This is a genomic window from Providencia hangzhouensis (assembly GCF_029193595.2).
Classification (GTDB): Bacteria; Pseudomonadota; Gammaproteobacteria; order Enterobacterales; family Enterobacteriaceae; genus Providencia; species Providencia hangzhouensis.
Window position 1 is genome coordinate 2,277,100 of the sequence record NZ_CP135052.1, and the last position, 12,509, is coordinate 2,289,608.

The following is a 12,509-nucleotide window of genomic DNA, read 5'->3' on the forward strand; positions in this document are numbered from 1 at the left end:
ATCTACTGGGTGAACATGTATCAACACACAATCATAATAATTATGTATGGGAGTAACCGATAAGATGAGTAAGTTAATCAATAAATCGATTATTGCGCTTAGTGTAACGGCTGGGCTGGCAATGGGCTCTATAGCAACAAGTTTTGCAGCAACGGTTCCTGCGGGCGTTGAACTGGCTGAAAAGCAAGTGATGGTTCGCAACAACGGTTCTGAGCCGCAATCGTTAGACCCTCATAAAATAGAAGGGGTACCGGAATCTGCTTTAGCAAGAGACCTTTTCGAAGGGATCACAATAGTGGGGCCTGATGGCGAAATTTTACCTGGCTCGGCAACAAGCTGGGAAAATAAAGATTTTACAGAATGGACATTTAAAATTCGCGATGGCGCGAAATGGTCTAATGGTGACCCTGTCACGGCAGAAGATTTTGTGTATAGTTGGCGACGATTGGCTGACCCTGATACTGCATCGCCTTATGCAAGCTATTTACAATATGCCCATATTAGTAATATTGACGATGTTATCGCTGGGAAGAAAAAACCTGAAGAACTTGGTATTAAAGCTCTTGATGACAAAACTTTAGTTATTACACTGAGTGAAGCCGTTCCTTATATTCCTAAATTATTAGCTCACTCATCCATGTCGCCAGTCAATAAAAAAGTCATTGAGCAACATGGTGCTAAGTGGACGCAACCACAGAACTTTGTAGGTAATGGAGCATATAAATTAAAGGATTGGACGGTAAACGAACGTATTGTATTAGAGCGTAGCCCAAGCTATTGGGATAATGCGAATACCATTATTGACCAAGTGACTTTTTTACCGATTTCTTCAGAAGTCACTGATGTAAACCGCTACCGCAGTGGCGAAATTGATATGACATACAGTAACTTACCTATTGAGCAGTTCAAAAGTTTACAACAAAACATGCCGAATGAGTTACGTGTGAACCCATATCTATGTATTTATTATTATGAAATTAATAATGAAAAACCGCCGTTTAATGACCCTCGTGTTCGTGAAGCATTAAAACTATCTATGGATAGAGATACGATTACGTATAAAGTCAAAGCCCAAGGGGATATTCCTGCGTATGGATTCACTCCACCATTTACCAGTGGAATGAAAACAGAAAAACCGGATTGGTATGCGAATATGACCCAAGAGCAGCGTAATGAAAAAGCGAAACAGCTGCTAGAAGAGGCGGGATATAACAAAGCCAACCCTCTAAAATTCAATTTATTGTATAATACTTCAGACTTACATAAGCGTATTGCCATCGCCGCTTCTTCTATGTGGAAGAAAAATATTGGCGCAGAAGTGAAACTAGAAAATCAAGAATGGAAAACATTCTTAGATAGCCGACATCAAGGTAACTATGATGTGGCCCGCGCAGGCTGGTGTGCGGATTATAACGAACCTTCATCTTTCCTCAATATGTTACTTTCCTACAGCAGTAATAATACTGTTCATTATAAAAATACAGATTTTGATGCAGTGATGAAAAAAACATTGCAAGTCAAAACGGATGATGAACGTGCTGAACTCTATCAACAAGCCGAAAAATTACTCGATAAAGACTCAGGTATTGTTCCTCTTTACTACTATGTTAATACGCGTTTAGTGAAACCTTATGTGGGGGGGTATAGTGGCAAAGATCCATTAGATAACCTGCATACTAAAGATCTGTACATTATTAAACACTAATATAGTTGTTCTGGCTCCATTTATTGGAGCCAGATGTTCGCCTATTTAGGCAATAGAAGTAGGAAAGAGCGATGTTGAAATTTATTATTCGTCGGTTGTTAGAAGCCATTCCGACTCTTTTGGTTCTGATTACCATTTCATTTTTTATGATGCGATTAGCCCCAGGGAGCCCGTTTACGGGTGAACGGAAATTGCCACCGGAAGTGATGGCAAATATTGAAGCTAAATATCATTTAAATGATCCCATGTATAAGCAGTATTTTAATTATTTAATTCAGCTTTCCAAAGGTGACTTTGGCCCATCATTTAAATACAAGGACTACAGTGTTAATGATTTAGTGGCTAAAGCATTTCCTGTTTCTGCAAAATTAGGGGCAACGGCATTCATTGTTGCTGTTCTATTTGGGGTCTCTGCAGGGGTGATAGCCGCACTCAACCAAAATACCAAATGGGACTTTACAGTCATGGGGTTTGCCATGACGGGGGTTGTTATCCCAAGCTTTGTTGTGGCACCTTTATTGGTGCTGATTTTTGCCATTCATTTGAAATGGTTCCCTGGTGGTGGGTGGGATGGTGGAAACCTAAAACACATGGTGCTACCAATGGTTGCACTTTCACTTGCTTATATTGCAAGTATTTCCCGTATTACACGCGGTTCGATGATCGAAATTATGCATTCTAATTTTATTCGTACTGCACGTGCTAAAGGGTTACCACTAAGAACTATCATTTTACGCCATGCGCTTAAACCAGCGTTGCTTCCTGTGCTTTCCTATATGGGTCCCGCTTTTGTGGGGATTATTACTGGCTCGATGGTAATTGAAACTATTTTTGGGTTACCGGGGATCGGTCAGCTCTTTGTTAACGGCGCACTTAATCGTGATTACTCACTGGTATTGAGTTTAACAATTTTAGTTGGGGTACTGACAATTACGTTTAATGCGATTGTCGATGTTTTGTACGCAGTTATTGACCCTAAAATTCGTTATTAAGTCGGAGAAACACGATGCTATCGAACCAAAAAAATAGTGAAGCTCTGGCAAACTTTTCAGAGCAGCTAGATATTGAAGGGCGCAGTTTATGGCAAGATGCAAGGCGCCGTTTTATGCACAACCGTGCGGCAATATTTAGCTTATGCGTATTGTTGTTAATTACTCTATTTGTGATTTTTGCTCCTATGATGTCGCCTTTTTTGTACGACGACACCGATTGGGAAATGATGTCAATGCCACCGGATATGGCAACCGGGCATTATTTTGGTACGGATGCTTCAGGCCGAGACCTATTAGTGCGTGTCGCGATAGGTGGGCGAATTTCCTTAATGGTGGGAGTTGCCGCAGCCTTAGTCGCAGTCGTGGTAGGCACTTTATACGGTTCATTAGCGGGTTATGTGGGTGGAAAAGTGGATTCCATCATGATGCGTATATTAGAAATTTTAAATTCCTTCCCATTTATGTTTTTTGTGATCCTCCTTGTCACGTTGTTTGGGACCAATATTTTACTGATATTTGTGGCGATAGGAATGGTGTCTTGGTTGGATATGGCGCGTATTGTTCGCGGACAAACACTCGGATTAAAGCGTAAGGAATTTATTGAGGCAGCGCTTGTTTGTGGTGTTAGTACGCGGCAGATTATTCTACGTCATATTGTACCTAACGTTTTAGGTGTAGTAGTCGTTTACGCGTCATTATTAGTTCCAAGTATGATTTTGTTTGAATCATTCTTAAGCTTTTTAGGTTTAGGCACACAAGAGCCGTTAAGTAGTTGGGGGGCGTTATTAAGTGATGGGGCGAACTCAATGGAAGTGACGCCATGGTTGCTACTGATACCAGCCGGTTTCTTAGTCATTACGCTATTTTGTTTTAACTTCATCGGTGACGGGCTACGAGATGCGCTCGACCCGAAAGATCGCTAGAGGGAATAATATGTTAAATAACTCAATGAAAAGCCCTCTGTTATCCGTGAAAGATCTCAGTGTGACATTTGCAACTCAAGATGGTGAGGTTACCGCCGTAAACAAATTGAACTTTGAATTAAGTGCGGGGGAAACGCTTGGCATAGTTGGTGAATCAGGCTCAGGAAAATCACAAACTGCTTTCGCACTCATGGGCTTACTCGCCAAAAATGGCAGAATTAATGGCTCTGCCATGTTTAATGGCCGTGAGATTTTGAATTTAAGAGAAAAAGAATTAAACCGTATGCGAGCGGAAGAGATTTCAATGATTTTTCAAGACCCAATGACATCATTGAACCCTTATTTGAAAATTGGTACACAGCTGTCGGAAGTTCTCATGTTACATAAAGGCATGAGTAAAAGAGAAGCTTTCGAAGAATCAGTTCGTATGTTAGATGCCGTTAAAATGCCTGAAGCACGTAAGCGTATGAATATGTATCCACATGAGTTTTCAGGAGGAATGAGACAACGCGTCATGATTGCAATGGCCCTGTTATGCCAACCAAAGCTGTTAATTGCTGACGAACCCACGACAGCACTTGATGTGACTGTACAAGCGCAAATCATGACGTTGCTCAATGAGTTAAAACAAGAGTTTGATACTGCAATTATTTTGATCACCCACGACCTTGGGGTCGTCGCAGGGGTATGTGATAAAGTCCTAGTGATGTATGCAGGACGCACGATGGAGTACGGTACTGCGAAGGATATCTTTTATCATCCATCTCATCCATATTCACTTGGCTTGTTAGCTGCTGTTCCGCGCCTCGATGGTGATGACGAAAGTTTAGCTACCATTCCCGGCAATCCGCCTAATTTATTACGTTTACCCAAAGGCTGCCCATTTTCACCTCGTTGCCAATATGCAGTTCAGCAATGTGTTGACCAAGAACCTGCATTAACCACATTTGGTCAAACGCGGTTACGTGCCTGCTTTAAGCCACTGGAGGAATTGGTATGAGTACCCATGAAAATAGGCCAGTTTTACTCGAAGTGAATGACCTTAAAGTCCATTTTGAGATTCGAGATAAAAAACAGTGGTTTTGGCAACCAAACAAAAGCCTTAAAGCGGTAGATGGCGTAACACTTCGTTTATATGAAGGTGAAACATTAGGTGTAGTCGGGGAATCAGGGTGCGGTAAATCCACTTTTGCTCGAGCACTTATTGGGTTAGTTAAAGCAACGGATGGTACGGTAAGTTGGCTGGGGCAGAATTTATTAGGTAAAACTGATAAAGAGTGGCGCAGTGTTCGCAGTGATATTCAAATGATTTTCCAAGATCCACTGGCTTCGCTTAATCCGCGAATGACCATCGGTGACATTATCGCTGAGCCATTAAAAACCTATCATCCTAAAATGCCACCATCACAAATCACAGAAAAAGTGAAAAAAATGATGATGCGGGTTGGCTTATTACCAAATTTGATTAACCGCTACCCCCATGAGTTTTCGGGAGGGCAATGCCAGCGTATTGGTATCGCAAGAGCATTGATTTTAGAACCTAAACTCGTGATTTGCGATGAGCCAGTTTCTGCATTAGACGTGTCAATTCAAGCACAAGTTGTTAATTTATTGCAAGAGTTACAACGCGAAATGAAATTATCGCTAATCTTTATCGCGCACGATTTGGCGGTTGTTAAGCATATTTCTGACCGTGTCTTAGTGATGTACTTGGGGCATGCCGTAGAGCTTGGTACCTATGATGAGGTATACAATAATCCCTTACATCCTTATACACGCGCATTGATGTCAGCAGTGCCTGTTCCTGATCCCGATAAAGAAAAAAATAAGGTAATAGAGCTTCTAGAGGGTGAATTGCCATCACCCATTAACCCACCTTCAGGTTGCGTATTTAGAACCCGTTGCCCATTAGCGGATGAAGAGTGTGCAAAAACAAGGCCATTATTAGAAGGGAGTTTCAAACATGCGGTGTCTTGTTTGAAAATTGACCCATTGTGATTGTTTTCTCATGATGGGCGAAAGGGAATGGTGTCTAGGGGGCTTCTACTTTAATTAATCCAAAAGGGACGAAAAAGGGACGAAATGTCCCTTTTAATCAACTATTTCTTCCAAAAAATATGGTGAAACGGTTTAGAAGGGTGGCGGCTAATTAATACGCGAGCAAAAATATCGTCTAATTCGGCATCCGGGCTTTGAGCTAATCCAATAACCACTTCACTTAATTGGTTTAAATTAAGCTCTTCAGTAATCATCTCTTGCCAATTAAGGGTAACAGGAACAATTTCTGCGGCACCTAACTCTTCAAACTGCAAAGCAAAAATTAATTGGTCAGCGGGCTCTAAATTATCCATTGCCCCTTCAAGAAAAAGGTCATAAGCCATTTCAATGATGTCATCTTCATCGATTAAAGGTGTATTTTGTATTTCAGTCATGACCTTTCCTAATTAACTTAATTTATAACAATGGGCTAAAGAAGTAGCAAATGCGTTCAACGACACGGTTCCAGAACGGACGTTGTTCCCATTCTTCAATTTCTAAACGAGTTGAACGCGCAATATAATCATACTGAACTAGCGTGAGATCGCTACCAAAACTTTTATCATCAATGACCACTGTTATTTCAAAATTGAGCCATAAACTGCGCATATCAAGATTTACTGAACCAACAAGGCTAAGCTCGCCATCAACCAAAACACTCTTCGTGTGTAATAAACCATCTTCAAATTGATAAATCTTAACACCAGCAGCTAATAATTCACTGTAAAATGAGCGGCTTGCCCAGCGAACAAGGAATGAGTCATTCTGCCTTGGCATAATAATACTGACGTCGACACCTCGCATTGCTGCTGTACAAATTGCATGCAAAAGGTCATCACTAGGCACAAAATAAGGGGTGGTCATGATCAGTTGTTTGCGCGCAGAGAACATCGCGGTCATCAGTGACTGTTGAATCAACTCATCAGGGAAGCCCGGTCCTGAGGCGATAATTTGTGTTGTATGCCCATTCGCTTGTTCAAAAGGCATAATATTACTGTCAGGCGGTGGTGGGAGTACGCGTTGGCCGGTTTCCATTTCCCAGTCAAAAGCATACACAATACCTAATGTGGTACTCACAGGGCCTTCCATACGTACTAAAATGTCAACCCATTCACCAACCCCTGAATCTTGTTTAAAATAACGAGGGTCAACCATATTCATACTGCCTGTATATGAAATATAGTTATCGATAACCACTATTTTACGATGTTGACGTAAATCCATTCGACGCAAGAAGAAACGCATCAAATTAACTTTTAATGATTCTACAAACTCAATACCTGCAGCACGCATTTTTTCGGGGTAATCGCTACGGAAAAAATGCCAACTTCCCGCGGAGTCCACCATAATCCGGCACTTAACACCGCGTTTAGCGGCATTAAGTAAGGCTTCGGTAACACCGTCGACTAAACCACCCGGTTGCCAAATATAGAAGACCATTTCAATCGAGTGCTGGGCATTGTTGATGTCATTGACTATCGCTTTTAATGAGTCTTCACAGGTAGTTAAAAGTTGAATTCTATTACCTTTAACACCAGCAATACCCTGGCGCTTTTCAACTAACTGAAATAATGGTTCAGCGACGGGGCTATTATCAGTGGCGAAGATATGTTTTGAAGTTCGTAAGTTTTCTAACCATGTCGCGACGGAAGGCCACATATCATGAGCTTTATCGACTCGACGTTTACCGAGGTGAAGTTCACCGAAGGCGACATAGGCAATAATCCCGACTAATGGCAGAATATAAATGATCAGGAGCCATGTCATGGCTGAGGTGACCGGCCTTCTTTTGACTAAAATGCGGACTGTAATTGCTGCAATAATTAGCCAATATAGGAAGAACAGAAGCCAACTCATAAGTGTATAGACGGTTGCCATAACGGGTCAGATGCCTCACTGATAAGAAAAAGGTTCAAAAAAAGATAGTTTAGCTAAAAAAACTGTTAGTAAAATATCAACTTAATAGAATTTAGCAAAATTCTGCAGTAAAAGCTTCGTGAAATAGAGTAATTTGTTAGGAAAAATAGTTTTGTTAATTGATTTTATCATCATGAAATTAAAAGCAGTGCACCGAAATGACATAAAAAGTTCCTCTTGGTTCTTTTTTTCAAAGGAATATAATATTTTTTTCTAATAGTTTTTAGACGATAAAAGGACACAATTAAATGAGACGTAGTAGGCATGAAGTAGGGCGTTGGCGTATGTTAAGACAATCCCTACGTCGCCGTAGACGCTGGCTAGAAGGGCATTCAAGGCGAAACATGCGCATCTATGCAATGCGTAAAATTGACATTTACCATCGTCGGCATTCCCTGCTTTTTACCCAATGGATTGAGTAAGGTTATTACAGCGTACACTCACATTTTTCACTTTGTATGACAAACCTTATTGAATATGATTGCTATTTGCATTTAAACTATCAGTCATATTCTTTTTTGGTAGACAGGTGTAGGGTAGAAATTGCATATGCGTTGGATGCGTTGGACTTTAATTATCGTCGTTTCATTATCTATTCATGCGGGTCTTGCAATGGCATGGATTTTTAATCAACCTAACTTGGTCAGAGACCCTGAACCATTGACGATTTCTATGATTGCTTTTGCCGCCCCTGAGCCTGCTTCTGAGCCCGTTGAGCAGGTTGAAACACTGGTAGAGCCAGAACCAGAGCCCGTTATAGAACCTGAACCCGAACCGGTAGTTGAACCTGTTATTGCATTACCCAAGAAGAAACCTGAGGTAAAGAAAAAGCCTAAGCCAAAACAGGAAGAAAAGAAAAAAATTAAAGAAGATGTTAAGCCAGTTGAAAAGCAATTGGCGATGAATAATCTTAAATCAGACGTTACTGCGCCGAAAACGAATAACAGTCCAATTAAAACTGCAAACAATACAGGGGCAAGTAATAGTCAATCGACTAAGAAAGGCGGCCCGAGGGCTCTGCATAAACAAGCTCCTTCCTATCCTGAACGCGCGCGTCGCTTAGGTAAAGAAGGATATGTGAAAGTTCGTTATGATATTGATGATGGTGGACGAGTGACAAATATTGAATTTGTCGAAGCCTCACCTAAAGGTTTATTCGAGCGGGATGTTAAACGTGCAATGAACCGTTGGACTTTTGAAAAGCAACCTGCAAAAGGCTACGTGACTGAAATTTATTTCAAATTAGATGGCACTGTTAGCCAAGTCTAATGGTTAACATTAGGTTGTATAAAAAAGCACCACAGCAATGATGGTGCTTTTTAGTTTTTACATAATGAGTGGAGCTAAAAACTTATGCTTTGTTAGTTTTTTGATCTGAACTCGCTAACTGAAAATGTTGTTTTTCTTTGGGTAATGAACGTGAGGTACTATCATCATTAACTGCGACATAAGTAAATACCGCATCAGTAGCACGGTAACGTTGCCCAACAGGCTCCGTTGCGACTTTTTTTACCCAAACTTCAATATTAATGGTAATTGAGCTTTTTCCTGTTTTTAAGCAACGTGCATAGCAGCAAACAACATCACCAACTGCAACGGGCTTTTGAAACTTAATGCCATTAACTGCCACAGTAACAACTCGTCCGAGCGCTATTTCTTTTGCTAAGATAGCCCCACCAATGTCCATTTGTGACATTAACCAGCCACCAAAAATATCACCATTCGCATTAGTATCTGCGGGCATGGCTAATGTACGTAAAACCAACTCACCGTTCGGCAATTGCATATCTGACTCTTATTAAAAGGGTTATTACTTTTGATTTTGCATTTATAACAAATTACATATGCAATAGTAAACCTGAACCATACAGTTATTGATTGATAATAGCTATTTGATTGAATTGCTGCAAAAATAAGACAAATATGGTACCCATTATTAATAAACGGCGTCTAATTCTTGGTAAAAAGATCAACTTTTGCAAAGAAAAAGCAAGAAGTGTTTTTTATATTTAGTCAATTGATTGAATTGGCTATACTCAATAATATAAATTTTATTGATTAATTTAGAGGTATGAAATGAGATTGTTACTGGCAATATTATTACCTTGGTTGCAATTTTTTACGATAGGGCGCCCCTTTGCTGGGGTCATTTGCTTAATTCTACAGATCACGTTAATTGGTTGGCTACCCGCTGCCATATGGTCGGTATACGCATTATCACAGTACAATACAGATAAAAAAATTGAAAAAGCATTTGGTGACAAGCGCTATTAATAAGAAAAAAAACCTGCTAATCGATAGACAATTAGCAGGTTTTTAACTCTAATTTTTAATTATTCTTCGTGTTTTTCTGCAGGCTCTTTAACCATATTTTTAAAAATATAGACCACACTCAGTACTGTAAATATTAATGTTCCCGCTGTCAGACCAAAGACTTTGAAATTCACCCAAATATCTTGCGCCATCCAGAAAGCAACATAAATATTCAGTAATGCGCAGAAAATAAAGAATATTGCCCATGCACTATTGAGTTTGTTCCAATAACTATCTGCTAATTTTATTTCTTGATTACTGCCTAACATGCGCTGAATTAGGGGCTTTTCAGTAAACCATTGGCTAAAGAGTAATGCGCCAGCAAACGCAGCATAGATGATAGTGACTTTCCATTTAATAAATGCATCACTGTGGAAAATAAGGGTTAACGCAGCAAAACTCATCACAATTGCACAGGTGATTTTTGCAACTTTCTCAACTTTTTTATAAATAAGGTAGGTTGCTAATAACGCTAAGGGAGTGGTAACCATTAGTGCGCCACTCGCATAGAAAATATCGTATCTTTTATAGACTATAAAAAAGATTACCAAAGGAATAAAATCAATAAGTTGTTTCATAACAGTGAATACAGCGCCTCAACGTAAAGATAATGGAGTAGTTTAACCGATTTTGGCTTTAATTGTTAAAAGTTTGCACCTTTTTACCAATAAACATGTTTTGTTACCAATCATATTTGCACTATTTTACGATTATTTGACTTACTTCTAGATAAACTTTATTAGTTCGGATATAAGTAATACATAAAATAATTTAACTTGCTAATTTATAGGTACTTTTCTCCCATGATAAAGGCAAAGCTATTTGTCTGGATGCCAGGTTTAAAAACGCTATTTAACTATCAACGTACAGACTTAGGTCCTGATGTTAAAGCGGGTTTGTCTGTCGCTGCAGTTGCTTTGCCAGTGGCTATTGCCTATGCCGAATTAATGGGGGTGAATGCCATTGTCGGATTATACTCATGTATTTTACCGATGTTTTTCTATGCGTTATTTGGTACGTCGAAACAATTGATTATCGGGCCTGATGCCGCAACATGTGCTGTAATTGCAGCCGCAGTCGCACCACTCGCAATGGGGGATGAAACCGTTCGTTGGCAACTGATTATTGTCATGAGTTTTATGACTGGGGTTTGGTGTTTGATTGCAGCAAGGTTTCGTTTAGGTACCTTTGCTGATTTTTTATCGAGACCGATATTGCAAGGTTTATTAAATGGGGTAGCTCTTACGATTATAGTCAGCCAAATCAGTAAAATATTTGGTATTACGACTTTACCTTCAGGGTTTATTGAACGCTTAATAGCGTTTCCATTAGCGCTAATGGAAACACATATTCCGACATTATTAGTAGCTATTGCAACATTGGTAATCACCTTAGTGATTAAACGAGTAAGGAGTAAGTGGCCGTCCCTATTAATTGCAATGGTTTTGGCTACAGCAGCCAGTATTCTATTTAATCTTGAGCAATATGGCATTAGCACGGTTGGGGATTTAGGTGAAGGACTTCCTTATATACCTATGCCTGATTTTCCGCCAGGGTTACTCAGAGATCTTGTCATTCCATCATTAAACTTAGCAGTGATTAGCTTTGTAAGCTTTATGATGACAGCGCGAAGTTTTGCAAGCAAAAATGGCTATACCGTGGATGCAGACCAAGAATTAAGAGCATTAGGAATGGCAAATATTGCTTCTGCTTTTGGTCAAGGTTTTGCAGTGAGTGCTGCGAGCAGCCGTACAGCAGTTAATGATATGATGGGAGGGAAAACACAGTTGGTTTCCCTCGTTGCCGCGGTGACCATCTTAGCTGTTTTACTTTTTTCTATGAATTTATTGGAATATATCCCTATGCCTGCTTTAGGGATGGTTTTAATTATTTCAACTTATTCCTTGCTCAGTTTCCGCAGTATTTTATCAATGCGTAAACGCAATAGAGAAGCTTTTTTCTTATGTGTTTTTACTTTATGCGCAGTGTTGGTAGTTGGTTTGATTAGTGGTGTAGGCTTAGCCGTTTTATTAGGTTTATTACAGTTTATCCGAATTATATTTAGGCCAACAGATCAACTATTAGGCGTTGATGAGCATGGTATGTTGCACTCGATGACATCAGAAAATGATATTCAAGAAGTTGATGGTGTCCTAATTTATCGTTTCAATTCTCCGCTTACCTATTTTAATGTGAATTACTTTAAAGAGCGGCTAAATAAACATTTAGATAATCAACGTAAAAGACCCGCTTGGGTGATTGTTGATGCTGCTGTCAGCTTTACGCATAATGATGTGAGCGTATTTTCCACATTGAATGATATTGTGACATCTTTGAAGGCGAAAGGAGTGACTTTGGTATTAGCTGGGCGTAGAACTTCTCTTAATCGTTGGTTAGAACAAAATAAAATCAACCGTTCAGATGATGATTTATTAGTGGTACCGGATATTTATTTTGCGATCCGTTTAATTCAAAGTAAGCAGCAAATTCAAATGAAATGTGTGGAAGAAAGAAAGACACAAGAGAGCGGGAAGGACCCAGGCTCATTAGAATATGATTGCGAAAATCGAATTAGACCAACGAATATTAACTCAGATAAAGTTTAAAAATAACGTAAATAAA

At 39.7% G+C, this 12,509-nt stretch carries 13 protein-coding genes; 9 read left to right on the forward strand and 4 right to left on the reverse strand.

The window, feature by feature from the left end; all coding sequences use genetic code 11:
• Positions 1 to 64: 64 nt before the first annotated feature.
• The 5 genes from oppA (at position 65) to oppF (ending at position 5,618) form a co-directional block, all read left to right on the forward strand.
• Entirely contained in the window at positions 65 to 1,705 is a 1,641-nt protein-coding gene (gene oppA, locus PZ638_RS10220) for an oligopeptide ABC transporter substrate-binding protein OppA (protein ID WP_036957693.1), read from the forward strand.
• Between the two features lie 71 nt (positions 1,706 to 1,776).
• Entirely contained in the window at positions 1,777 to 2,697 is a 921-nt protein-coding gene (gene oppB / locus PZ638_RS10225; protein WP_094960523.1) for an oligopeptide ABC transporter permease OppB, read from the forward strand.
• A gap of 14 nt (positions 2,698 to 2,711) precedes the next feature.
• Entirely contained in the window at positions 2,712 to 3,620 is a 909-nt protein-coding gene (oppC, locus tag PZ638_RS10230; RefSeq protein WP_004254117.1) for an oligopeptide ABC transporter permease OppC, read from the forward strand.
• Positions 3,621 to 3,630: 10 nt separating this feature from the next.
• Positions 3,631 to 4,620, forward strand: coding sequence for an ABC transporter ATP-binding protein (oppD, locus tag PZ638_RS10235; protein WP_036957694.1), 990 nt, complete (start codon positions 3,631 to 3,633; stop codon positions 4,618 to 4,620).
• Positions 4,617 to 5,618, forward strand: a complete 1,002-nt coding sequence (oppF, locus tag PZ638_RS10240; RefSeq protein WP_004254119.1) for a murein tripeptide/oligopeptide ABC transporter ATP binding protein OppF — start codon at positions 4,617 to 4,619, stop codon at positions 5,616 to 5,618. The genes oppD and oppF overlap by 4 nt, the downstream gene beginning before the upstream one ends.
• A 101-nt stretch (positions 5,619 to 5,719) precedes the next feature.
• Here oppF and PZ638_RS10245 read toward each other — a convergent pair whose 3' ends face one another.
• Together PZ638_RS10245 and cls are read right to left on the reverse strand one after the other, a co-directional pair.
• Positions 5,720 to 6,052, reverse strand: coding sequence for an HI1450 family dsDNA-mimic protein (locus PZ638_RS10245; RefSeq protein WP_004254123.1), 333 nt, complete (start codon positions 6,050 to 6,052; stop codon positions 5,720 to 5,722).
• Between the two features lie 22 nt (positions 6,053 to 6,074).
• Positions 6,075 to 7,535, reverse strand: a complete 1,461-nt coding sequence (gene cls / locus PZ638_RS10250) for a cardiolipin synthase (protein WP_094960524.1) — start codon at positions 7,533 to 7,535, stop codon at positions 6,075 to 6,077.
• A 287-nt stretch (positions 7,536 to 7,822) separates the two neighbouring features.
• On the opposite strand from cls, the gene PZ638_RS10255 reads away from it, so the two are divergent.
• Positions 7,823 to 7,996, forward strand: coding sequence for a YciY family protein (locus PZ638_RS10255; RefSeq protein WP_004254127.1), 174 nt, complete (start codon positions 7,823 to 7,825; stop codon positions 7,994 to 7,996).
• Positions 7,997 to 8,123: 127 nt separating this feature from the next.
• Entirely contained in the window at positions 8,124 to 8,843 is a 720-nt protein-coding gene (locus tag PZ638_RS10260) for a TonB family protein (protein WP_094960525.1), read from the forward strand.
• 82 nt (positions 8,844 to 8,925) lie between these two features.
• Here PZ638_RS10260 and yciA read toward each other — a convergent pair whose 3' ends face one another.
• Positions 8,926 to 9,360 carry an acyl-CoA thioester hydrolase YciA gene (gene yciA, locus PZ638_RS10265; RefSeq protein ID WP_094960526.1) on the reverse strand — a complete coding sequence of 145 codons (435 nt, stop codon included), beginning with the start codon at positions 9,358 to 9,360 and terminating at the stop codon, positions 8,926 to 8,928.
• A gap of 290 nt (positions 9,361 to 9,650) precedes the next feature.
• Here yciA and PZ638_RS10270 point away from each other — a divergent pair, with 290 nt between their 5' ends.
• Positions 9,651 to 9,848, forward strand: a complete 198-nt coding sequence (locus PZ638_RS10270; RefSeq protein WP_004254139.1) for a YqaE/Pmp3 family membrane protein — start codon at positions 9,651 to 9,653, stop codon at positions 9,846 to 9,848.
• 59 nt (positions 9,849 to 9,907) lie between these two features.
• Here PZ638_RS10270 and PZ638_RS10275 read toward each other — a convergent pair whose 3' ends face one another.
• Positions 9,908 to 10,465 (reverse strand): septation protein A, encoded by a 558-nt coding sequence (locus PZ638_RS10275; protein ID WP_004254142.1) that lies wholly within the window; start codon positions 10,463 to 10,465, stop codon positions 9,908 to 9,910.
• Between the two features lie 225 nt (positions 10,466 to 10,690).
• Between PZ638_RS10275 and PZ638_RS10280 the strand changes: the two genes are divergently transcribed.
• On the forward strand, positions 10,691 to 12,493 hold the full coding sequence (locus PZ638_RS10280; protein ID WP_206277592.1) for a SulP family inorganic anion transporter: 1,803 nt from the start codon (positions 10,691 to 10,693) through the stop codon (positions 12,491 to 12,493).
• Positions 12,494 to 12,509 lie beyond the last annotated feature (16 nt).